Here is a 22,496-nt window from a genome sequence, read left to right on the forward strand (position 1 = left end):
CCTCCTCGCGTACCTCGTGGAAGGAACCCCGCTGTGCCCCCATCCCGCCATCCGCAGGCCCCCGGTGACATCGTCACCCCCGACCGGGACATCACCCACGCCCACTTCCGTCCCGGTGACCGGGTCGTCATCCTCAAGGGCACCTCCGGCAGTGAACTGTGGGGCGACGCCTACAAGGTCGTCACCCCGTCGCGGCACACCGCGACCGACGAGGACGGCTGGCGCCTGTACGACCCGGCCGGCGGCGAGCGCTCGTACGTCACCGCGCACCCGCGCTACCTCGTGCACCTGTCCGCCCGGTGCCCGGACTGCCTCATCTACCAGCAGGCCCTGCGTACTTACCTGGTCCCGCGCATGGCCGGCGCCGACGAGGACGTCGACTGCGGCTGGTACTCGCTCACCCACCTCAACCAGGTGGTCCATGTTGCCGACGCCCGAGGCGGCCGGTGACCCACGCATCCGAGACAGAGCGCGCCGAGACCCTGGCCGATGCGGCATCTGCCGCCATCGAGGCGATCACCGGCAGCGAGTGGCCGCAGCTTCTGGTCCAGACCCTGCGCGAGTTGGACGCGACCTGGCAGGAATCGGCTGAGGTGTGCGCCGACGTCGCCTGGCGGGCCCGCGCCGCCAAGAACAGCGCGCTGGATCTGCTCACCGAGGAGCAGGTGACCGACTCCAGCACCGACCCGGTGATCTGGCAGACATACCGGCACCTCTACCTCAGCACGCTGCGCTACGACTTCCGCTGCCACACCATCGAATCGCTGATGTGCAAGGTGCCGGTGAGCGTGCTCAACGCGGACCCCTACAGCGAGGCGCTGTACGCCTTCTCGCGACTGGGGCAATCGAAGCCGGACGGCCTGGCCGTCATGGACCGCGTGCTCGTTGCCTCCGACGCCCACCCCAAGACCGTGCACGTCCTGCTGCACGGCCTGTGGCTGGGCAGCCTGCTGCCCGGCCGGGCGTCCTTGATGCTGGCCCTGGTGGGACTGCTCCCCGAGGGCGGACTGACGGACCCGGTCGCCCTGTTCCGCATGGCCTCCGCCCGGCGCAGCCTGGGCCACTACCCCGAGGCCCTCACAGCGATCGGCCACGCCCTGGAACTGCTGCCGCCCGGCGATCCGGCCGTCCACGCCGACCTGGTGCGGGAATACACGCTCATCGCCACCGCCCACGAACTTGCCCAGCACGTCCGCGCAACACGGAACTTCACCCCTTCATGATCATTCGTATTCACGAGCGCGGCATCGACCCCAACGATGCGGTCGCCGAGGCGCTGGGCCGACCCGTCAGCCGCCAGGAAGGGCTGACCGACCACACGGTGGTCGCCCACTGGCCAGGGCTGGATGCCTACTTCCTCGACGACGAGGAACGGGGCTGGACTTCTGCCGATTGGGCCCAGCATCTGAACATCCCTTCCTGGCAGCACCGCCACGCGGCCAACGAGCAGGGCGACCGCCGGGCCATCTGGCATGCGACCGCGCGCCTGCACCCCGACGACCGCGACCTCACCCTCCCGGAGTGGGCCGAGATCGCCCACCGGATCGCCCGCGCCACAGGTATCCACCACCCCGGCGACGATCACGGCTGCCGGTGGATCGCCGTTCAAGCGCAGCCCGGACGCCTCGACCTGCTCGCCAACCTCATCCGCGCCGACGGCGCCTGGACGCAGCAGCGACCGCTGTTCAAGACGCTCACCGTCGAGAGTCGGCGCATCGAGGCCGAGCTGGGCCTCATCGCGCCCCGCACCGGCCCTGATCCGCAGCAGGCCGTCCAGCAGACCCGGTTTGCCGGACGCTCCACACTGCAGGCCGACGCCATAGACGTCATAGCCCAACTCGGCGGCCTACTGCGGCAACTCGCCGACGAGCACACCGGGCCACTGTCCACCGTGCGCGGCCTCGTCGAGCACACCGCACAACGGCTCGACCGCCTACCCGACGCCCACGGTCCCGGCAGCGCACACCAGCTGGAGCTGATCGCCCGCCGCCTGCACGGCATCCAACAAGACCTCACCGCCATGGCTGGCGCCCTGCCGACCAACGGCCGCACCTCTGGCACGACACCAACACCGCCCGCGAATCGCGTAATTGGGCCGCCCCCCGCGCCCGGCACCAGCCGGCATGTCCGCTGACCGCCAGAAAGAACCTCCCCCTTGGCCCTCGCCGATCGATCCCTGGTCCTGGGGCGCGACGTGCACTCCGGAGAAGTCCTCGCCCGCGGCGGCGATCCCGAAGCCCACAGCATCCTCCAGCGCACCGCCTTCGTCCCCGTCGTCCGCCTCCACGAGACCTATCACCGCCTGCCCATCGGCCTCGACGAAGCAGAAGAGAAACGTCTCGCCACCCGCGCCGTGGCCCGGCTACGCGCCGTCAACTACACGGTCGACACGGATGCTGACTTCGACACCACGACCCGCGAGCCGCACTACCTGCCACTCGGCGCCCAGGTCGCTCACCTCGCCGAGCGGATCCGCGAGGCCACCACCAGCGACGAGGTCGCTGACGTTCTGACCGAACTGACTGCCTCCCACGACGGCGTCCTCATCGCCCTCGGCGAGGTGCTCGCTGCCACCGCCGCCTTCTGCCAGGACCTCGGCCAGCCGGCGGATCCGCACACCGCGAAGCGGTTGCAGTACCTCGCCGAACACCGGCTCGGCGTCCTGTGGTCCGACCTGGCTCACACCCGCAACGACCTCGCCGACCGGCACCAGGACCATCCCCAGCGCCGCGCGTGCACCACCGAGGTCGGACCGGGCGAACGCGAAGCCTCCGCCGTGTGCGCCTGCCCGCCGCCGCCACCGCGCCTGTTCACCTCTCCCGTAGGCGTGCCAACCGCCCCCGCACCGGCCCACCCGAGGCGCTGACCCGCACCCCGTCCCCCTTTCGAGGAGCCCATGCACGACCCCATCCCCGACACCAGCCTCGCCTCGTTCGCCACCGTCCTCGCCGGCGAACTTCCCGGCGCCTGGACCAGCACCTACCACCCCGACCTCGGGGACCTCGATGTCCGCGACATCCTCACGGACCACGTGTGGGACATGAACGACATCGCCGAGACCCTGGCCAGGCATCCCCTGGACCACTGCGCGGTACTGCAACGGCATGACGGAACACGCCTGTTCGTCACCGACCCGCTCGGCGACGGCGAGGGCTACCTCATCGCCGCGATGGCCCCCCACGACGTACCGGCTGAGGCATTCCGAGGCGTACGCGAGCCCGACGGAATCACGGTGGAGGCCGACCCGTTCAGCGCGGCCGAGGCCGTCACCGTCGACCTCCTGCCCCGCTACTACGTCGCCGTGCACCACGTCTTCGCCAACGCCGAGCAGCTCACGCCAACGTCATCCGACGCACAGCGCCTGGTCATGACCTGGTCGGAGGGTGCGCTGGTGGTCGACAAGCCCGAGCGTGCCGACGTCACCCAGGTGCTCACCGACCACGGCTTCGTCCTCGACGCCGACCGCGGTGTCCTCGTCCTGCCGGGCGACGACACCGCCCGCCAGGCCGCCTCCGCACGCGCCGTCGGCAACCGCCTGTCCCAGCTGGGCATCAGCACCTCCCTCGGCCACCCCTCGGCCCGCCCCGCCCCGGGCACCACCCCGGCGGCCGTGCCGTCCACCGCCTCGGCCGCGCCTTCGGCCCGACGGCGATAACCCCCTACCTCTGCAGGAGCAACCACCCGTGGGAAACCGTGCCGACGATGACGGCACCGATGTCACGCTCTACCGCAAAGCCCTCAGCGACACCGTGCACGCCGACACCCCAACCGGCGCGCCCGAGCCGCTGCTCGCCCTTCTCGACATCCTCGGCTTCACGCGCCGCACGCTGACCACCGCCGGCCCCACCTACGTGTGGCACGAAGCACCCGCCCACCTCGACGAAGACGCGAAGAACCAGCTCGCCAGCCATGCGGTGCCCTGGCTGCACAAAGCCGGGTACCTGGTCCACATCTCCGACGACGTCTGGAACGCCGCCGCCTACACGGACGCTGCCGTGGCTCTACGCGACCACGGCGCCCCGGCCCCGCCTGCGCACGTTAGCCGACCTGCGTGTCTCGGCCTGATGACCCTCGCCGACGAGCGCGACGTCGACGTCACCGTGTACCACAGCGACGGAACGATCTACGTCGACACTCGCGCCGCTGCCCCCCGAGCATCTGCTGACCCTGCTTGACGGCCTCGGCCTCGACCGGCATCAGGTCGAGGACGACGTCTGGCATCAGATCCCGGACGAGATGGACGAGATCGCCATGAAGTCCATGGCCGACCGGGCTGTGCCTCTACTGGCCCGCGCCGGATACCGGGTCGACATCGACGCCGGCCTCTTCGGCGGCACCGCCTACCGCGCCGCGCTCGCCGAACAGGCAGCACACCGGCCACCACCGCCACCCGCCGCGCACGCACGTCGTACGCGCTGACCAGCCGACCACCGTCGGCCCCGGCCCACCGGGGCTGGCCCCACCCACCCGCAGGAGCCTGCCGTCACTCACGATCATGACCGCACACCACCGCCCATCACATCCGGCCGCAAACCCCGCCTGGCCGCCGCCCTGTTCCGCCGGTACCTGCGCGCCGTCACCCTCGGCAGCCAGGAACGCACCATCCCGCTGGCCGGTGGGCGCCCGGAGGCCGCCCTTGACGAAGCTCGCCGCCGCGACGCACTCCTCTTCGTCGAGAGCTACCGCATCCGCCACCACGACTAGTACCTCTAGCCAGCCTGTTCAGGAGGCCCATGACCAACCCGCCACTCCCGTCCATACAGCTGGCTGAGTCCATCACCGCCCAGCTCGGTCAGCTCCGCCGCCACCTCGCAGCGGCACCCCCGCACGAGGCAGCCCAACTCCTGGCCCACGTCCTGGACTACGACACCGGGCTGCTCGGTGAGGTCACCGGACTCGTAGAAACCGGATCCCGGTTCGCGAAGGTCAACTCCGAGCGCGGTCTTCTGCCGCCCGAGGTCTGGCTGGCCCTCGGGCGTGCTTCCAACGAACTCAACAGCGTCGGCACCGACCTCCACGAGCACACCGGCGCCATCCAGAAGGTCGCCGCGCCCGCCGTCACCTCCGCCAGGCCCCACGCGGCACCGGCCGCCTCGGCGATGGTCATGAGGCGGCGCCGGTGAAGAAGAACAAGCAGTTCTCCGGCTGGGGCCCCACCGCTCAGCAGCCGCAGCAGCACTACCTCGTCGAACCGCGCCACCTGGCCGGCGGCGGCGACCTGCGCTACGTCACGGAGTACCTGCGCGCCTCGGGCTGGAAGGACAAGTCCAAGACCGGCGGTCCGGTCGTCTTCGACAGCCCCGACAAGAGCGTTCGGATCGGGTACGACCCCTTTACGCAGCCCGGCGGGTGGACGATCAGCGGCAAGGCGACCGCGACGCAGGAGGCGTGGCACGCCACGTTCAGCCGCCAGACGCCTGTCGAGATCGTCGCCGGTTTCACCGACGCCCTGTTCACCGAGCGCTTGGCACACGCCCCGAACGTGTGGGAGCCCCTGCAGCAGCACGGCTGGGAGGCCGAACGCGGACAGCACCACTTCACCGCGCGCAGCCCGGACGGCGACGCCGTCGTCCGCTTCCACCAGGACGCCCCCGGACAGGCGCACTGGTGGGCCGGGGCCCGCAACGAACACGGCCGGGTGTGGGAGGCGACGCTCACGCCGACCACGCCGATGCACCTGGTGCAGGCGTTCAGCACCGCGCTCGCCGATCCGCAGCCGGTGATGCGGCCTCTCGGTCGCGTCCCGCCCTCCCAGCGAATCCGCACCACCTCCGTATCCGTGCTGCCCCACCAGCTCAGCGCCTGGCAGCAGGCCCGGATCACCGCGGCCCGCGCCGCCGCCTGGGGCAAGAATGCCTTCGCCACCAACAAGGCACGTCCTCAAGCGCCCGGAGCCCGCCCGTACGCCAAGGCCGGGCGGATGCGGTGAGCCACGAACGCTTCTACTCGCGGGTCAACGGCCCCACCCTGCACCGAGTCAACACCGTCCGCTGGCTGGACGAAGTGGCACCGCGGCACCTGGCCGGCGGGGGCGACCCCCGCCACGTGACCGAGTACCTGCTCGCGTCCGGCTGGAGCAACCACTCGGTTGCGGGCTATCCGCATGTCCTGCTGGAAAGCCCCGACGGCCGGTTGCACCTGACGCTGGAACCCGAAGCGGACGAGTTCAAGGCGTCCTGGCGCGTCCACCCGGCGCAGGGCCGCGCGTGGTCGGCCCAGTTCGGCCTCCACACCCCGGTGGAGATCATCGCGGGCTTCACCGATGCGCTGAACAGCACCAAGCCCCGGCCCGAGGAGGCAGAGCTGTGGCGCCTCGCGGCCAGCCGCGGGTGGACCATGCGACTGGCCGGCAGGGAGCGTGCCGCGCTGTCCCCGGACGAGACCGCCTACCTCTCCCGCGAGTCCTCGCTCGCCGAAACACCGATACCGCGCTGGGCAGTTCAGGTTTCCGTCCCGATCGCCGAGGGGCGGCACCGGTGGATCTGGAACGCCTCCATCGACGAAGCCGCCCCGCCCGCGGCCCTCGCCGGGTTCATCAACGCGCTCACCGATCCCACCCCGCTCCTGCGCTCGGAGGGACAGACGCCGCAGCACACCTTCGGCTTCCTCGATTCCCAGCGCAGCCCCGTCACGCCCGAGCAGCACCGTCTGCAGCATCTGCGGCGCCTCGAAGCCGCGCAGCGCACCGGCACCGACACGCCCTCATCTCCACCACCCGGGCCGGCTCGCCACAAGCGCCACCGCTGACCCGGCGCCCGTAGACCTCACTTGCCCTCGTCCAAGGACACTGATGCCCACCCCCTCCACCCCCAGCGCCGACGACATCGCGCAGGCGACCGCCACCCTGGCCCAGGTCCAGAACTACCTGCACACCGATCCGTCCGTAGCCGACGTGCTGCCGCTGCTCGCCGTCCTCCTCGACCAGGACACCGGCGTGCCCATCCTGCTCGGCGACATTCTTCGTAGTGCCGCACGCCTTGTCGCCCAGGAGGCGAAGGCCGACAGCGACGAGATCCGTCTGATCGTTGCCGGGCTCCGGGAAGCCGCGCAGGAGGCCACCGACTGGCACGTCCTGCACTGGGACATACAGCGCCTGAGGAGCCAGTTCTCCCAGGCCGCCGACCCGCCGGCCGCCCGATGAACCACCCCCAGGAGCCCCACCTGGCCGCGCCCCCTAACCACCGCACGAAGGCGCCCAGCCTCGACGAAATCGGCCACGCCCTGGACGTTCTGGACCAGCTCGCCTGGTCCCTGCGCGACCCGGTACTCGTGGCCGACGTCCAGCCGCAGCTGGCGAAGGCCCTGAACGAGGAGTACGGCGTCCCCATGATCCTCGGCACCCTCCTGCGCAACACCGCCCACCTCATCGAAATGCACGCGTTGAGCCCGTGGTCCGAAGAGAGCCGGCACATCATCGCCAGACTCCGAGCAGCCGCACCCGAGTTGACTGACTGCCACGACCTGCACTGGGACATCCACCGCCTGGGCGGGCTGCCGTTCGACTCGAGACTCCCCTCCGAGTTCCGCGCTTCGGCGGGCGAGTCGTGACCCGCCCGTACATACCCAGCCAGGTCCACGACCCCTGGTCCCGCATGTGGTGCGACACCACCCCCCGCCACCTCGCCGGACCCGGCGACCCACGCCACATCACCCAGGCTCTGCGGGCCGCCGGGTGGAAGAACTTCGACGACCCCGACTTCCCCCATGTCGTCCTGGTCAGCCCTGACTACCAACACTCGTTCGTCCTGGAACCCACACCGAGCACCTACGGCCCCTGGTGGCGTATCGCGTCGACACCGTGGGGTGGATGGCACGCGTCCTTCGGCGGCAACACCCCCGTCGAGATCATCGCCGGGTTCACCGACGCGCTCGTGCGCACCCCGCCCGAGACCGAGCCGGACATCTGGTCAACGCTGCGAACAGCCGACTGGACCTATGAGCAAGACGAACGCGGCAACGAGCAAGCACGCCACCCGGACGGCATCACCACCCTGGAACGGCGAGCCAACCTGACCAGCGATCACTTCGCCTGGACTGCCGAAGTCGCACTGCCCACCGGGCTCGGCGGCCACAAGCGGCTGTGGCACGCGCACTTCGACGACCGCACCCCTCACCACCTGCTCGCCGGCTTCGCCGCCGCCCTGGTCGATCCGGCTCCCGTTTCCCGCGGCCGCTACGACGTCCCCCACTCCCATCTAGTCACGCAGGTGGAACGCGGCGCCCAGGGCGAGCAGCTCGCCGCCGCCCACGAAGCCCGGCTGAAGGCCAGCCGGGCCGCCGCCCGCAAAACCCGCCGCAGCGCCGCGCCCACCGCCCAGCCGCCGAACGGCCCCACAACCGAGGCGGCCACGCACGCGCCCCGCAGCCGCTGACCGTGCGGAGCGGCTTCGGCCGCTCCGCACCCCGCCCCCCTTAGAACTGCCCGTCCAAAGGCCCTCTTTGACTACTTCACTCGAACCGGCCAGCCCGGCCCACCGGCTCTATCTGACTCAGCTCGCCCACTATCTGCGGCACAGCCGGCAGATCCTCACCGCCTGGGACCACTACTCCGACCGGCACTCCGACCCCGAGACGTTCCAGCCCCACGACGAGGACGCCTACGGCCGTCGCCAGCAGAAACGCGACGCCGACACCCTGTCCGCGTTCGGCCGGGTGTACTACCACGCGGACGAACTCGTCGATGTCGCCGAACGGCAGCTCGCCGGACTGTCGCCCACCGACCGGACACGGCGCTACGCCTGGCAGGTCCGAGAACTGCGAGAGGCCACACAGCGCCTCTACGCGGTATACGACGACTGGCTCGCGGTAGACGCCGCGCTGCCCGACAGTGCGCGCCCCGGTACGAGGGCGTACGAGGAACCGCTCGCCGAGAGCTACGCGGAAGCCTGGCCCCACCTCGACCAGTGGGCCATCCACGGCCAGGTGATCTTCGCCGTCAACGCCCTCGCGCAGCGGCAGGCGACCGCAGCCGCGACGGCCCTGCCCGCGACGGCGCCCGTGCACGGGGCCGCCGCCACACCGTCCAGGGTCCGGCGGTGACGGGCGTGAGCGAGATGGTCGAGCAGGCGTTCATCGCCCCGCGCTCCCTCGCGGGGATGGGCGATCCCGGCTGGATCGCCCAGCCGCTGCACCGGGTCGCCGGCTGGAGCCACGGCCATGAACCGCTCACACCTCGCGTCCTGCTCACCAGCCCGGACCAGCTCACGCACCTGCGCCTGGCTCCCGACGATCCGGATGATCCGGACTGGTGGACCATCCGCCAGGCGCGTACCGCGGATCATCCCGCCTGGGCGGCCACCTTCCAGAGCCGCACCCCCGTTGAGATCATCGCCGCGTTCGCCGACGCACTGACCGACCCGTCCGGACCGCCTACGACTGCGATCGATCCCTTTACGGCGTTGCAGGACGCGGGATGGGAGCCGCCCCGGCATTTCGGCGGGCTCGCAGACCCCAACGGCATCACGCGCGTTGAGCGGGTCGGAAACCCCGGCAGCGACCTGTGGCACATCGAGACGGCCGTCATCCGAGACCCGACGATCTGGCGGGCCGTGTTCACCGGCACCACGCCCCTGCACCTGATCGCCGCCGTGACGCAGGCGCTCTCCGACCCCGCGCCCATCAGGCGCGACCCTGGCCGCATCCCGGGCTGGGCCCGCGACCGCATGACCGTGGACACCCGCCATGTCCCCGCGACGGACGTCGCCTTCGCTCTGGAGCGACGCATCAGCGCCCTCGCCGAGCGGCACCGCCGCGTGGCCGACGTTGTTACGGCGCCGCCCGGACCTGCGCGAGGCCGCACGCGCTGACTGTCCCTCGCGACCGCCCTCTCCTCTCTCGTATCTGGAACAGCCCTTGCCCCAGTCCAACTCCGCGTCCAACGACGGCTACGACATAGCCTTCCGCGTCCTGGGTGTCGCACTCGCCGTGGCCGTCCCCCTGTCCAATCTCGCCTGGCTCGGCGGCAACCTCACGTCCTGGGCCACCGGCATCGGCGCCAGCGCCCCGTACCAGCCCGTGCAGGCCCTGCTGCACCCCGACCAGCTATGGCCGGACCTGGGCGAAACCTCCCTGCTGCTAGGCACACGCATCCTCCCCGGCATCGTGCTCGTCGCCCTCGCCATCACCGCCGCCATGCTCTACCAGCGCCACCGCGGCGGCGGGCGCAAGAAGCGCGTCGCCGGACTGGCCAAACCGCGGGACATCGAGCCGCTGATGTCCAAGGCCATCACCGACAAGGCGCGCTCCCTGCGTCCGAGCCTGAAGGACACCAAGCACATCACCGCAGCCGACACCGGCATCCTCCTCGGCAACCTCCAGGGCACGAAGCACGAAGTACGCATGGGGTACGAGGACGTCGCCGTCGCGATCATGGCGCCCCGCTCCGGCAAGACCACCAGTCTGGCGATCCCCTCGATCCTCAACGCGCCCGGCCCGGTCCTGCTCACCTCCAACAAAGCCGCGGGCGACGCCTACACGGCGACCCTCGACGCACGCGCGGCCGTCGGCCGGACCTGGTCGATGGACCCGCAGCAGATCGCCCACGCCGAACGGGGCATGTGGTGGAACCCGCTGGCCGACGCCAAGACCCTCGACGGCGCCGGAAGGCTCGCCGGCCACTTCCTCGCCGCCAGTGTCGACGCCTCACAGCAGGGCGACTTCTGGTCCAAGGCCGGCAGCAACATCTTGTCGCAACTGTTCCTGGCCGCAGCCCTCGACGAGCGGCCGATCACCGACGTGATGGCGTGGCTCGCCTTCCCCGCCGACCGCACCCCGCTCGACATCCTGCGCGACCACAAGTTCGCCGCGATCGCCGCCCAGCTCAAGGGCACCGTCGAGGGACCGCCGGAAACCCGCGACGGCATCTACGAGACGGCCCGCCAATACGCCGCCGCCCTGCTCAACACCGAGATCGCCGCCTGGGTGACACCGCAGAAGGACGTACCGGAATTCCAACCGTCCGTGTTCGTCACCTCGAAGGACACGCTCTACCTGCTGTCGAAGGACGGCGGCGGCGGTGCCTCCGCGTTGATCGCCGCGTGCGCGGACTCGGTGATGCGGTCCGCGACCGCGCAGGCCGAGCGGGCCGGCGGGCGCCTGGACCCGCCGATGCTGGCGATCCTCGACGAGGCCGCCAACGTCTGCAAGATCAGCGATCTCCCGGACCTGTACTCCCACCTGGGCTCGCGCGGCATCATCCCGATCACCATCCTGCAGTCCTACCGGCAGGGCCAGAAAGTGTGGGGCGACGCGGGCATGGACGCCATGTGGTCCGCCTCCACGATCAAGGTCATCGGCTCGGGCATCGACGACCCCGACTTCGCCGACAAGCTCTCCCGCCTGATCGGCGACCACGACGTCGAGACGACCTCCACCTCGACCTCGGAGTCCGGCAAGTCCACCTCCGTATCCATGCGGCAGGAACGCATCCTGGCCGCCGACGCCATCCGCGCCCTGCCCAAGGGCACCGCGCTCGCCTTCGCCACCGGCATGCGCGCGGCCATGCTCGACCTGCGCCCCTGGTACCTCGAACCCGGTGCCGCCGAGCTGTCCGCCGCCTCCGCCAAAGCGTCGCAGGGCATCACCGAGCGGGCCGTCGCCAAGTCCACGCCCAAGCAGACCGACTTCGGAACCGCCGCGTGAACGCCTCTCGCCTGCACCTGGTGCCGGTCCGCTCACGCGAGGCGAAAGACTTCGTCCGTACCTGGCATCGCCATCATCCGGCACCCGCAGGGCAGATCTTCGCCGTCGGCGCCGCAGACGAGGAAGGCACACTTCGCGCCGTGGCCATCGTCGGCAGACCGGTGGCCCGTCACCTCGACGACGGCATGACCCTCGAAGTCACCCGTACGGCCAGCGACGGGACCCGCAACGCCAACTCCCTGCTGTACGGGGCTTCCTGGCGAGCAGCGAAGGCCCTCGGCTACCGACGCCTGATCACGTACACGCAAGAGGGCGAGAGCGGCGCCTCCCTGCGTGGCGCCGGGTGGCAGCTGCTCGCCGAGCGGTCACCACGGCCGGGCTGGCATACCGCCTCGCGTCCCCGAGCCGACCACGGCAACGACCACACACTCCGCTTTCTCTGGCAGGCGCCCTGAGTCCCGCCACCACCGCCTGACCCAGCCCCGCATGACTCTCCGACGCCGCTGAGCAGCACATGCGGCGGCCGACGCATCCCTTCACTTCTGGACCGCCTATGACACAGATCCACGACGTCCCCGACGACTGGAACCCCGACCATCGCTGCTGCCTGGAATGCGGCAACAGTGACCCCGAGGTCACGCTGCGGGCCATCACCCACTCCGCGACGTACCAGCAGGCGCTCACCTGCACCCGACACATCGCGGACGTCTCCGCGATCCTCGACGAGGCCGCCCGGCACACCGCAGCCGAGCAGGCACCAAAGCCCGCTGCCTCGCCGACGGCACCCTCAACGCCCGCTCCTCGACACCGCTCTCGCGCATGACCCAACCGCCGGCCGATGCCCTGCTGTTCGACATGCCACCACCGCCGACGCCCGTCGAGCGACTTCTCCACCTGGCCGACCAGTACAGCCAGCACAACGACGCTCTCGACCTCCTCCTTCAGGCCACGAACCCGCCCCAGCCGGAGGCACACGCCGCCCCCGCACAGGACCTGGCCACCGCCACCACGGCCGCCATCAAGGCAATCCAGAGTGAACGCCTTTATGAGAGCGAGGAACTGACCGAGGTGGTTGTGCGCCTACGGCAACTCTCCTTCCTTGCCGATGCCTCGGCCGGGCTGAGCACCGAGGCCGCCCGCGACCTGACCGCGCTGGCCCCGGAAGCCACCGTCGCCAGCGCCGCCACACTGGCCGGCGAGTTCCGGCGGCGGCGCGGGGCCACCGCTCCCGTCCCCGACGCCCGGCTCGGCGCGGTGCACCGTACTGCGCTGGCCGAGATCGCCTGCGGACACGTGGTGGCCAGCAGCTCGCTGGGGCGCGAGTTCACCCGCTCCCGCGAACCCAAAGTGCTGATGAGCACCCTGCGCGCCCTGGAGACGAAGGGCCTGGCCGAGAGAGCGACGGGCTCGGCTCCCGCCGCCTACACCGGCGGCCCGCACTTGGACCGCGTGCGCCTCACCCCTACGGGCGTCACCGCCCTCGCCTCGGTCCTCGGTCTGCCCGCAGCCGGATCGAGCCCCGCACCCGCAGCAACGCCCCGCCCTCTTCCCACCGTTGCGCAGGCCGCCGCCAGAAACCGCTGACCACAGGAGTCACCCCCTCCACCTCGAAGGACACACCCTGGCCACCGCCACCCACCTCCACACCCTCCTGACCCAACCCCCGTGCGCATTGGGGGTTTTCATCCCGGGCGGCGTCCACGAGCCTGACATCCAGCGCCGCCAGCTCGACCACCTCGCCCAGGCCGGGGCAGACCTGTTCGAGATCGGCCTGCCCTGTGCGAACCCGGTCCTCGACGGACGCCTCATCCGGTCCGCCTACCAGCGCGCCCTGGCCAAGGGCAGCGTCCTGGACCGCACGGCCCGCGCCGTCGCGCATGCCGCGTCGCTGCGGCCGACGGTGGTCATGACGTACTGGGACGCCGTACGCCGCCACGGCCCAGAGCGTCTGGCTCGCCTCATGGCCGACGCGGGCGCTGCGGGGATCATGGTCGTCGACCTGCCCCGCGAAGAAGCGCTCCGCTGGCATCGCACTGCCCACCACGCCGGCCTGAGCACACCGCACCTCGTCCCGCGCACTACTGCGGACACCGATCTTCGCGCCGCGGTCGAGGGTGCGTCCGGCTGGCTTTACGCACCCGCGAGCGGCGGCGTCACCGGCTTTCAGGGCCCTCTCGACCTGGCAGCCCTGGAAGCCTTCACCGAGCGACTGCGCGCGGCGAGTGCGCTGCCCGTGGTCTCGGGGGTGGGCATCTCCAGCCCCGACCTCGCCGCCCGGGTGGCGCCCCTGGTCGACGCCGTCGTCATCGGCACCCCGATCGTGAGGGCCCTGCGGCCGGACCCCGGTCCGGCCGCCGCCGTGACCGCCGCGTTCGCCCAGGCCCTGAAGTCCCGGATCGGCACGGCCCACGGTGCCTGACTCCGCGAGCCTCCACGAGGCACTCGACCGACTCGCGGCCGACGCAACCGCGCTTCGGCAGCGCCTGCGCCGCACCCCTGTCGACGGCGTACAGGTAATGACAGCCCGGATCACTGAGGCACAGGCGCTCGCCGCCGCCGCGCTCCGGCTCTTCCTCGATCTGGAGCGGGTGCCGCCACGCGACCAGGCGCACCTGCTTCGCCTCGACCATCTGGCACGCACGGCCAAGGCCGCCCAGGACGCGAGCGCGGAACTGACCGCAGCTCTGGCGCGCGCCGTCGAGAACGAGCGCCGCCGACGCGACGCCACGACGTCGCCGCCCGTGCTCCTGCGCCCTACACCGCAGCAGTTCGTCGCCTCCGCCGCCGACCTGCTCGACGGGCTCCTGTCCCCGCTCCGAGAACAGCCCCGGCCCACCGACGCGCCCGTGCCGCCGGCGCGCTGAAGCAGCCCCCAGACCTCTCACCCTTCAGGACCGACCATCACCGAACAGCCCCAGTTCCGCGCCCTGTCCCTGGGCGCCGGAGTCCAGTCCAGCACCCTGCTCGCCCTGTCCGCCGAGGGCGTCCTCCCCAAGGTCGATTACGCGATCTTCGCCGACACCGGGTGGGAGCCCCGCGCGGTGTACGCGCACCTCGATCGGATGGAACGCGAGATCGCCGCCCCGGCCGGCATCCCCGTCCTGCGCGTGTCCACCGGCAACATCCGCGACGACGCCCTCGACCCGGATCACCGGTTCGCCTCCATGCCGCTCTACATCCTCAACCAGGATGGCAAAGCCGGGATGACCCGGCGGCAGTGCACAGGCGAGTACAAGATAAAGCCGATAAAGCGACAAGTTCGCGAACTTCTCGGCTACCCCTACCCGGCTCGGATCCCGCGGGAGGTGTTCGTCGAGCAGTGGGTCGGCATCTCCACCGACGAGTTCCACCGCGCCAAGGACGCGGACGTGAAGTACATGCGCAACCGGCACCCGCTCATCGACATGGGCTGGTCGCGCGCCGACTGCGTCCGCTACCTGTCGTCCCTGGGCCTCGCCGACACGCCCAAGAGCAGCTGCTTGGGGTGCCCGTTCCACGGCAACGCGCAGTGGCGCCAGATCCGCGACACCTCCCCCGAGGAATGGGCGGACGTCGTCGCCTTCGATGCCGCCATCCGCCAGGGCAACGCGCGTGCCAACGCCAGCGGCAACCGCCTGCTCGGCCAAGCCTTCCTGCACCGCTCCCGCGTGCCCCTGTCCGAGGCGCCTATCGATCACGTGACCGCGGCCGAGTGGGCCGCTCTGCAGCAAGAACTGGGAAGTGACGAGGTCGCCACCGAGCTGGAGGACGGGGTCACCGACGGATGCTCGCCCTGGGCCTGCCGGGGCGACGCCGACGCCCCCTCCCGCGACGACTTCGGGCTGGCCACGTGATTGTGCTCGACCTGTTCGCCGGGCCCGGCGGCTGGAGCCACGCCCTGACTGTCCTCGGCGTACGCGACATCGGCCTGGAATGGGACGAGTGGGCGTGCAAGACCCGTGCAGCAGCCGGGCAGTTGACCATCCGCACCGACGTGGCGATGTACCCGGTGTGGCCCTTCCTCGGGAAGACGAGCGGCCTCATCGCCAGCCCGCCCTGCCAGGCGTGGTCGATGGCCGGCAAACGCCTCGGACTGCTCGACCAGCCCCTGGTCCATCAGGCCGTCGCCGACCTCGCCGCCGGCCGCGACACCCGCGGGAAGCTCCTGGCCGCCTGCCAGGACGAGCGCTCCCTGCTGGCCGCCGAACCCATGCGCTACCTCCACGCCCTCAACCAGCACGGCCAGCCCGAGTGGATCGCGATGGAAGAGGTCCCCGACGTGCTGCCGCTGTGGCGCCAGTACGCCGCGATCCTGCGCAGCTGGGGCTTCTCGGTCTGGACCGGCATCCTGAACGCGGCGGACTACGGGGTGCCGCAGACCAGGAGGCGGGCGATCCTGCTCGCCTCACGCACGCGCACCGCCGAACCACCGCCGCCCACCCACGCCAAGGCCGCCGAGCCGGAGTCGTTGTTCGGGCCGGGCCGCGACCAGTGGGTGTCCATGGCCAAGGCCCTCGGCTGGGGCGCCACCGACCGCCCCGTCCCGACCGTGTGTGCCGGCGGCGGTCCGGGAGGCGGACCCGAACCCTTCCCGTCCGGATCACGCAAGACGCTCAGCGACGCACGCGAGCGCGGCACCTGGAAGCCTCAGACCGGCAAGGTCCTGCAGTCCCGACGCAAAGGAGCGGGGTGGACGAAGCGCCACGGAGCGAGAGAGGACCTGTCGGCCCACACTCCCGCGCCAACGTTCAGCGGGGAGGCGCACCGGTGGTCGTGGTCGTTGCGCAGTAACAACCAGTCCAACGCAACCGTCCGCTCCATCCAGGAGCCTGCCGGCACCCTCTTCTTCGGTCACCGCGCGAACGAATGCGTCTGGGTTGCCGAACCCTCTGGTGACACCACCGCCACGCGCGAGGAGCAGCCTGCACCGGAGTCCATCCGGATCACGGCCGAAGAGGCCGGGGTTCTGCAGACGTTCCCCGCCGACTACCCCTGGGCCGGCAACAAGGGACAGGTCTTCGGCCAGATCGGTAACGCCGTCCCGCCCCGGCTCGCCGCCCACCTTCTGGCCCCGCACCTGGGCAAGACCCTTCGCCCCGACGACTTCACCCTGGCCGCCTAATGCCCCACCGACCCGTCCCGTACGAGGACGACCTCGACATCGTGCAGACGCCGCAGCCTGTGCACTACGCCGAGCAGTCCCTGCTCGGCGCCCTCCTCCTGGAACCCGACCGGCTCGACGGCATCGAAGCTCTGGACTCCGGCCACTTCAGCAACCATGCCCACGGTGCCCTCTGGCAGGCCATGCGCGAGCTGCCGCCGCCCGAACCGGACACGCACCGCACCAGCCCTGCCTGGCTGAACGCCGTGCTCGAAGCGGCACGCCCGCACGCTCCCGGCCTCACCGCCTCCTATCTCCACACCCTCATCCAGGTCTGCCCGTGGCCGGAGCACGCACCGGCCTACGCACGGATAGTCCGAGCCGATCACGCTCGACGCACGTTGCTCATACACGCCGAACGCCTCGCCCAGACCGCGACCGACAGCACCCTGCCCAACCCGGTGACCGCCACCCTGGCCCAGGCCGACACGCTCGGCCATTTCCTCGAAAGGCTCGCCGGACAGTTCGCCTCACACCCCGGCTCCCTGCCGCGCACCGTGTCACCGGCTCCCCGGGCGGGACACCGCGGCGAGGACGCCCTCGACGAGGAACGCCTCCTGCTGTCCACCGCCACGGCGCACCCCGCAGAACTGAAGGACATGCGTTGGCTGCAGCCCGACGACTTCACGCTGCCCCTGCACGCCGCCCTCTGGCAGTGCCTGACCACCCTGGTCCACAACGGACAACCCGTGGACGCCGTCACGGTGCTCTGGGAGGCCCAGCACCGCGGACTCCTCACCGACGGCCTCGAGCCCCGCGATCTGATCGACCTGGTCTCCACGCCCGTCGGCTCACCCGAATACTGGGGTGAGCGAGTCCTTCAACGCGCTCTGCTGGACCGTGCCTTCGGCGTCGGCACACGCATCACCGCCTACGCACGGGACCCGGTCAACACCCCGCACCAGCTGATCACCGGCAGCCGCCGCGCCCTGGCCGACCTCACCACTCTGCGCACCCGCTGGCACCGCAGCACCAGCCCCGCGCCACCCACTACGCGAGCACCGCGCAGCCCGGCCGCCCCACGGGCCGGCCCGCCACGCACCACCGCATCCAGCGCCCGCACACTCCGCTGACCCATCCGCTCCGGCCGGCCCCCGCACCGGCCACAGCCGTGAAACGAGAACCGATTGCCGCACCCCGAAGCAGACCTGCACATCCGGCTCGACCTGCTCCACGGCCGCCCCAGCGCCGTCAGCGCCACCATCACGGGCACCGCCACCCACACCGTGCGGGCGCTGCTCGCCCTCCACGGGTTCGAGCCCCTCGACGACACCACGATGGTCATGGCCCGCATCGACCGCGAGGAGGCGTACTACGCCGACCAAGCCGCACACGCCCTGCGCGCCGAAGGCGTCGCCGTGGACATCACGCCCCGGCTCCGCGAAGAGATCACCACCGAATGGACCTGGGCCAACTACCCCATGCACTGGTGCACGCGCGAAGAGATCCGCGAGGTCTCCGGCGACGCACAGAAGATCTACGACGACATACGCTCCGGCCGCCTGATCATCCACGCGCACGCCTACGACGGCTGGACCACCGTCGCCGTCGGCACCTACCGCGACGGACCGAGTGTCCACCTCCACGGCGAGAACCACCTCCGAGTGGAAGCCGGCCAGTACGGCGGCCCCCTCGCTGCCATCGCCGAGTTCGAACGCCTCTACGGCGACACCGTACGCCCCGGCCCCGCCCCCGCCACAGACACCGAACGCGAGGCGGAACAGGCCCGCACCCCGCCGGACCCCGAACCCGAGGCCAACGTCCAGCTGCCCACGACCACGGCGGGGCCTGCTGAGACCGAAGCGGCCGAGGCCGAGGGTCACGAGGCCCTTCTGAACGACTTCGTCGAGTCGCACGGAGCCTGGGAGAAGTGGAGGACGTGGTCCGACAACACCACGCACGCCGTCCATGAATCCCTCGTCCTGCGCGCTGAGTTCGTACACGAAGCCGACCCTGGCGATACGCAGTGGAAGATCGCAGCCTACGAGAGCCCCGTCGGTCAACGCCGGTGGCACGCCACCGCGAACACCACAGTCCCCGTGGAGATCATGCAGGCACTCCTCGACAGCCTCGCCTCCGCGGACGCGACGGAGATCGCGGCAGGCAGCCAGATCTCGGAAGCAAACATTGCAGAGGCCACCCGCCCGCTGGCCGACGCCGGATGGAAGCACACCATCGACGGCCGCTCCATCCGCTGGCAAGCCCCCGGCGATCGCCCGGTCAGCGTCCAGTTCGATGCCTTCGCGGCAAACACGCAGCAGCCCGACCTGCCGGCCTGGACCGTCTGGGGCGACAGCAATTCCGGCAGCCAGAGGTGGACGCTGCACTTCTCGACGCACGCAGCCGCCGCCGTGCTCCAAGATGTGACCTTCGAGTTGGCTGGCCGATACGCCAAACCTTGCGGCGTCTCCGCTACACGGCAGAGCCATCCCCTCAGCGCTCTCCCCACCTCACCGGCGCATACTCCTGCCCGCCCCCGGACACGCTGACGCTCAGGCCGCCGCGCGGACCACCTCAGTCACTACTACGCCGTCACTGCTCACGGAGGCGACCGTAGGCGTACCGAGCGACCCGCACAGGCATGGGGCAACACAGGCCATTTCCCCAGGGGGCGCGGTCATCTGCGAGGGTGTGAGGCTGTGAGATGGCCGCCGACCCCGTCAGGGATGACCCCTCGCGGTGAGGCTGAGTGTGTCATCAGAGAGCTGCCTCCGGGGGCGCTTCGCCGGGCACCCCTTGGGCAACCAGGCCGTCTTTCTCCCAGACCACTTTGGTGGCCTTGAGCCAGGGCGAGTCGTACAGGCAGCCCCCAGAGTGGAACAAACGAAGATGCCAGGCCCGGCTCTGCTGGAGCAGTCGACGGAGCTGCGGATCGGCATCGGGCAGCCTGAGTTCGATGAAGCCCTGGCCGTCGGCGTACTTGCCCTGCACGGTCAGGGTCCCGGTCAGCGTAATCGTGCTTCCCGGGACGCAGGTAAGCATCACGGAGTCCCCGGTCATGACCCTGGGGCCCGGCCAGGAGGATCCCGAGCCGCCGATCATGTCATACCCCCCTTCAATGCCACGGTGGCGAGCTGTTCCCACCGGATCGCTGCCCCGTCATGCCACTGGGCGACCAGGTGCACCGCGTCGACCTGGACCTGCTGGGCGAGGGGACCGTCGATCGCGGCGAGGGCCTCGCGCAGGTCGGCCGCGGAGACGTCCTTGGCGCCCTTGCTCGTGTATGCGAGCGAGATGTGCGGGTACCGGCTCGCGGCCGCGGTCCACTCGGTCCCGGCGTGCCGACGCATCACGGCGGTGACGTCACCGACCAACTCGCCGAAGAGACGGCCGGGCCAGCCGCTGATCTCGACGGCCATCGCGCCGATCGCGGGCCGGTCGAAGGTGAGCGTGAACGGCGCCCGTTGGCCGACGCGTTCACGGACATCATCGACGACCGCACCCAGGTCGATGTCGTCGGCGCCGACCCCCATCGCGTGAAGGAGGGTGCAGTGCAGGCCATCGTCGGGCACCGGGCTCATCCCCCGGGGCATCAGGCCCCGGTCTCGGTACAGGGAGAGCAGCCCCTCCGCCTCGGCCGGCGACGGCAGCACGTGCCAGTGCAGGTCCTTCCGTCCTGGAGGCCAGCCCCCGACGTGCTCCACCCTCTCGAAGAAGCTCTCCACTGCGCGGCCCTCCCGTTGTGATCAGCGCATCCTCGGTCAGGCTTTCACCCTTCCTGAGCCGCGAGGTGGAGATCCGAAATATCCCCTCCGCTCGGCACGAACCCTGATGCTCCAGCCCCTCCAAAACCCCGGCGACAAGCTGCTCATCCACCGCCTCGTTCCAGGCCCGGCTTGCCGTGACTGCGGCGCCTCGTTCGGCAGGTCACTCCCTTATCGCTCCGACCGCCAATCAGAACCCTCGCAGAGCAGGGTCATACACTCGCGGCCACGCGCCTTGAAGCCTCCCGGCCGGCTCCTATCCTCTCCACAACGGACCCGGACACCACAAGACCTGCCCGACGGCGAGGCCGTCAGCGACAATCGGCTCATGCCCCTCCCGCAACCTGACGACGAGAGCATCTATCGCAAGGTCACCGTCGAATTCGGCCGGGAAGCCTTCGCCGACCAAGACCCGGCATACCGACGCACCCCGATTCCGGACGACTGGCTCGATGCCCCCGCCGAGGCCGATCTGCGCGAAACAGCCCTCATCCGTGAAGCAGATCGCCACACCGAAGGACTGCTGCATCGAGCCTCTATGGCAGCACTTGTTCCAGGGGACCAGTTCTCGCTCTGGGTGTTCCTGCACAGCAAGGACGGCCAGCCTTTCGTCATGAACCGATACGGGGTGACCGGAAGAAGCGTCGGCAACCAACCCCTGGGGCCCCTGGAAGACCTCCAGGTCTACGCCACGAATCCGCACGGGACCTATGAGGGGAAATCACACGGGCTGTGCAGACACCAGAAGTGGCTGAGCCCCGAGCACGACCTTCTTACTCTCCGCGACTTCGTCCCGCTCTACCTGGAAGACCCCGGGCACGGCGACTGGACCGGCTCGGGATGGTGCAGCAAATGCGCCGGCTACGCGATCCGGAGGCTCAATAGCGAGCAGTTCGCCCACTACTGGACGAGCGTGCAGGCCGCGCATGCCGCCTTGTACGGCGGGCACCGGTAGATCCGGGCGGCAATATAGCGGTGGATCCCCGGTTACCGAAACCGGGGATCCACCCAATACTTGTAGCTCCACCGCCACTCCTGACCGCCCGACGAAAGGCAGCACCGCGACGATCCATGACGTCACCGCCACACGGCGCGCAATTCCCGTTCCGGTCTCGTCACGCCGAGGCGTAGCTCAGCCGGAACAGGTCCTGGGCGCGCTCCAGGTCCCGCTCGGTGCGCAGCTGAACCTCCAGGTCTCCCGTGCCATGGTGGCCGAGGCCGCTCACGTCCCGGGTAAAGCCCGGCACCAGGCCCACCGCCGCTGGATCGGCCTTCAGGTAGACCAGCACCTTGGTCTGCTGGGGCGGGATGAGGCAGGCGAAGTTCCGCAGCCGCTGATAGGCCCGGTATTGCTTGCGCTGCACCCGGGTGACGCCGTCACCCAGGCCGACGAGGACCTCATCGACCGACGAAGCCAGCTCGGCCATCGCACCGCCCTGCTGCCGAACCGGCGGCGCCCCGGGCGCGCTGGGGCGTACCCGCTTGGCCTGGGCCGAATGGCCGGTGACCGAGGCCACGGTCTCAAGACCGATGTGGTCGCTGCCGAAGTACCGGTAGCGGACCAGGTCGATCGAACGCCGGTGCTCGCGAACGGCGTGCGCGTCATAGCGAGTGAAGTCGCCGGCCACGCAGATCAGCCGCGGTGCGCTCCACAGGATCTGGGACGCGGCCGTCGCCCCGAGCCGGTCGCGGACCAGACTCCGGAAGGCATCCTTGTGGCTCATCAGCCAGGCCATGTAGAAGAGGCCCTGGTTGATGACCCCGGCGTCCGTGCCGCGCTTGTACTCCACGATCACGGGTGCGCCGTTCTCGTCCAACCCGAGCGAATCGATCCGCCCGCTGTCGACACAGTCGATCACGTACTCGCTCGCGAGGAACGTGACGCCCAGCATCGTCTGCATGTGCGCCTCGACGAGTTCCTGCACGTCCGCCTCGACGGCAGCAAGACGCGGCGAGACCTCGGTCACGCCGCTAGTCGTCGTGTGGAACAGCTTCAAGCCCGACACCTTCCC

At 70.4% G+C, this 22,496-nt stretch carries 29 protein-coding genes; 26 read left to right on the forward strand and 3 right to left on the reverse strand.

Annotation, left to right across the window (positions count from 1 at the left end):
* Positions 1-33 precede the first annotated feature (33 nt).
* The 25 genes from DEJ47_RS13220 to DEJ47_RS13340 all read left to right on the forward strand — a co-directional run bounded on the left by DEJ47_RS13220 (position 34) and on the right by DEJ47_RS13340 (position 19,269).
* The gene (locus tag DEJ47_RS13220; RefSeq protein WP_150168031.1) at positions 34-450 is read left to right on the forward strand and encodes a hypothetical protein; all 417 of its coding nucleotides are present in this window, start codon (positions 34-36) and stop codon (positions 448-450) included.
* Positions 447-1,223 carry a hypothetical protein gene (locus DEJ47_RS13225; RefSeq protein ID WP_223828338.1) on the forward strand — a complete coding sequence of 259 codons (777 nt, stop codon included), beginning with the start codon at positions 447-449 and terminating at the stop codon, positions 1,221-1,223. Before DEJ47_RS13220 ends, DEJ47_RS13225 begins: the two co-directional genes overlap by 4 nt.
* Positions 1,220-2,134: a hypothetical protein gene (locus DEJ47_RS13230; RefSeq protein WP_150168033.1), complete on the forward strand. Its 915-nt coding sequence runs from the start codon at positions 1,220-1,222 to the stop codon at positions 2,132-2,134. Before DEJ47_RS13225 ends, DEJ47_RS13230 begins: the two co-directional genes overlap by 4 nt.
* Before the next feature lie 21 nt (positions 2,135-2,155).
* Entirely contained in the window at positions 2,156-2,866 is a 711-nt protein-coding gene (locus DEJ47_RS13235) for a hypothetical protein (protein WP_150168035.1), read from the forward strand.
* A gap of 30 nt (positions 2,867-2,896) precedes the next feature.
* Positions 2,897-3,655, forward strand: a complete 759-nt coding sequence (locus DEJ47_RS13240; protein ID WP_150168037.1) for a hypothetical protein — start codon at positions 2,897-2,899, stop codon at positions 3,653-3,655.
* Positions 3,656-3,683: 28 nt separating this feature from the next.
* Positions 3,684-4,175, forward strand: a complete 492-nt coding sequence (locus tag DEJ47_RS13245; protein WP_223828339.1) for a hypothetical protein — start codon at positions 3,684-3,686, stop codon at positions 4,173-4,175.
* A 61-nt stretch (positions 4,176-4,236) separates the two neighbouring features.
* The gene (locus DEJ47_RS36875) at positions 4,237-4,419 is read left to right on the forward strand and encodes a hypothetical protein (RefSeq protein ID WP_223828340.1); all 183 of its coding nucleotides are present in this window, start codon (positions 4,237-4,239) and stop codon (positions 4,417-4,419) included.
* A gap of 314 nt (positions 4,420-4,733) precedes the next feature.
* A complete protein-coding gene (locus tag DEJ47_RS13255; protein ID WP_150168038.1) occupies positions 4,734-5,123 on the forward strand; it encodes a hypothetical protein in 390 nt (129 codons plus the stop codon).
* Positions 5,120-5,929, forward strand: coding sequence for a DUF317 domain-containing protein (locus tag DEJ47_RS13260; RefSeq protein ID WP_150168040.1), 810 nt, complete (start codon positions 5,120-5,122; stop codon positions 5,927-5,929). Before DEJ47_RS13255 ends, DEJ47_RS13260 begins: the two co-directional genes overlap by 4 nt.
* The gene (locus tag DEJ47_RS13265; protein WP_150168042.1) at positions 5,926-6,747 is read left to right on the forward strand and encodes a DUF317 domain-containing protein; all 822 of its coding nucleotides are present in this window, start codon (positions 5,926-5,928) and stop codon (positions 6,745-6,747) included. The genes DEJ47_RS13260 and DEJ47_RS13265 overlap by 4 nt, the downstream gene beginning before the upstream one ends.
* Positions 6,748-6,790: 43 nt before the next feature.
* On the forward strand, positions 6,791-7,141 hold the full coding sequence (locus DEJ47_RS13270; protein WP_150168044.1) for a hypothetical protein: 351 nt from the start codon (positions 6,791-6,793) through the stop codon (positions 7,139-7,141).
* Complete coding sequence (locus DEJ47_RS13275) at positions 7,138-7,548, forward strand: hypothetical protein (protein WP_150168046.1); 411 nt, start codon at positions 7,138-7,140, stop codon at positions 7,546-7,548. The genes DEJ47_RS13270 and DEJ47_RS13275 overlap by 4 nt, the downstream gene beginning before the upstream one ends.
* Positions 7,545-8,372 carry a DUF317 domain-containing protein gene (locus DEJ47_RS13280; RefSeq protein ID WP_223828341.1) on the forward strand — a complete coding sequence of 276 codons (828 nt, stop codon included), beginning with the start codon at positions 7,545-7,547 and terminating at the stop codon, positions 8,370-8,372. Before DEJ47_RS13275 ends, DEJ47_RS13280 begins: the two co-directional genes overlap by 4 nt.
* A 67-nt stretch (positions 8,373-8,439) precedes the next feature.
* Positions 8,440-9,039, forward strand: coding sequence for a hypothetical protein (locus tag DEJ47_RS13285; protein ID WP_150168048.1), 600 nt, complete (start codon positions 8,440-8,442; stop codon positions 9,037-9,039).
* A 14-nt stretch (positions 9,040-9,053) separates the two neighbouring features.
* A complete protein-coding gene (locus DEJ47_RS13290) occupies positions 9,054-9,806 on the forward strand; it encodes a DUF317 domain-containing protein (RefSeq protein WP_223828699.1) in 753 nt (250 codons plus the stop codon).
* A gap of 46 nt (positions 9,807-9,852) precedes the next feature.
* A complete protein-coding gene (locus tag DEJ47_RS13295) occupies positions 9,853-11,640 on the forward strand; it encodes a type IV secretory system conjugative DNA transfer family protein (protein WP_150168053.1) in 1,788 nt (595 codons plus the stop codon).
* Positions 11,637-12,095, forward strand: coding sequence for an XF1762 family protein (locus DEJ47_RS13300; protein ID WP_150168055.1), 459 nt, complete (start codon positions 11,637-11,639; stop codon positions 12,093-12,095). The genes DEJ47_RS13295 and DEJ47_RS13300 overlap by 4 nt, the downstream gene beginning before the upstream one ends.
* Before the next feature lie 98 nt (positions 12,096-12,193).
* The gene (locus DEJ47_RS13305) at positions 12,194-12,463 is read left to right on the forward strand and encodes a hypothetical protein (protein WP_150168057.1); all 270 of its coding nucleotides are present in this window, start codon (positions 12,194-12,196) and stop codon (positions 12,461-12,463) included.
* Positions 12,460-13,224 carry a hypothetical protein gene (locus DEJ47_RS13310; protein WP_150168060.1) on the forward strand — a complete coding sequence of 255 codons (765 nt, stop codon included), beginning with the start codon at positions 12,460-12,462 and terminating at the stop codon, positions 13,222-13,224. The genes DEJ47_RS13305 and DEJ47_RS13310 overlap by 4 nt, the downstream gene beginning before the upstream one ends.
* Complete coding sequence (gene trpA / locus DEJ47_RS13315) at positions 13,196-14,059, forward strand: tryptophan synthase subunit alpha (RefSeq protein WP_150168062.1); 864 nt, start codon at positions 13,196-13,198, stop codon at positions 14,057-14,059. Before DEJ47_RS13310 ends, trpA begins: the two co-directional genes overlap by 29 nt.
* A gap of 97 nt (positions 14,060-14,156) precedes the next feature.
* The gene (locus DEJ47_RS13320) at positions 14,157-14,504 is read left to right on the forward strand and encodes a hypothetical protein (protein ID WP_150168064.1); all 348 of its coding nucleotides are present in this window, start codon (positions 14,157-14,159) and stop codon (positions 14,502-14,504) included.
* Positions 14,505-14,600: 96 nt separating this feature from the next.
* Entirely contained in the window at positions 14,601-15,473 is an 873-nt protein-coding gene (locus DEJ47_RS13325) for a hypothetical protein (protein ID WP_150168066.1), read from the forward strand.
* Positions 15,473-16,741: a DNA cytosine methyltransferase gene (locus tag DEJ47_RS13330; RefSeq protein WP_150175604.1), complete on the forward strand. Its 1,269-nt coding sequence runs from the start codon at positions 15,473-15,475 to the stop codon at positions 16,739-16,741. The genes DEJ47_RS13325 and DEJ47_RS13330 overlap by 1 nt, the downstream gene beginning before the upstream one ends.
* Positions 16,741-17,853 (forward strand): DnaB-like helicase N-terminal domain-containing protein, encoded by a 1,113-nt coding sequence (locus DEJ47_RS13335; protein WP_150168068.1) that lies wholly within the window; start codon positions 16,741-16,743, stop codon positions 17,851-17,853. The genes DEJ47_RS13330 and DEJ47_RS13335 overlap by 1 nt, the downstream gene beginning before the upstream one ends.
* A gap of 54 nt (positions 17,854-17,907) precedes the next feature.
* A complete protein-coding gene (locus tag DEJ47_RS13340) occupies positions 17,908-19,269 on the forward strand; it encodes a DUF317 domain-containing protein (protein WP_150168070.1) in 1,362 nt (453 codons plus the stop codon).
* A 208-nt stretch (positions 19,270-19,477) separates the two neighbouring features.
* On the opposite strand, the gene DEJ47_RS13345 is transcribed toward DEJ47_RS13340, so the two are convergent.
* Positions 19,478-19,822: a hypothetical protein gene (locus tag DEJ47_RS13345; RefSeq protein ID WP_150168072.1), complete on the reverse strand. Its 345-nt coding sequence runs from the start codon at positions 19,820-19,822 to the stop codon at positions 19,478-19,480.
* Entirely contained in the window at positions 19,819-20,445 is a 627-nt protein-coding gene (locus DEJ47_RS13350; RefSeq protein WP_150168074.1) for a 2'-5' RNA ligase family protein, read from the reverse strand. The genes DEJ47_RS13345 and DEJ47_RS13350 overlap by 4 nt, the downstream gene beginning before the upstream one ends.
* A gap of 367 nt (positions 20,446-20,812) precedes the next feature.
* Between DEJ47_RS13350 and DEJ47_RS13355 the strand changes: the two genes are divergently transcribed.
* Entirely contained in the window at positions 20,813-21,439 is a 627-nt protein-coding gene (locus tag DEJ47_RS13355; protein WP_150168076.1) for a hypothetical protein, read from the forward strand.
* Positions 21,440-21,599: 160 nt separating this feature from the next.
* Here DEJ47_RS13355 and DEJ47_RS13360 read toward each other — a convergent pair whose 3' ends face one another.
* A complete protein-coding gene (locus DEJ47_RS13360) occupies positions 21,600-22,490 on the reverse strand; it encodes a DUF5655 domain-containing protein (protein ID WP_150175605.1) in 891 nt (296 codons plus the stop codon).
* Positions 22,491-22,496: the final 6 nt, after the last annotated feature.

The sequence above is a fragment of the Streptomyces venezuelae genome (genome assembly GCF_008642355.1).
Taxonomy (GTDB): Bacteria; Actinomycetota; Actinomycetes; order Streptomycetales; family Streptomycetaceae; genus Streptomyces; species Streptomyces venezuelae_B.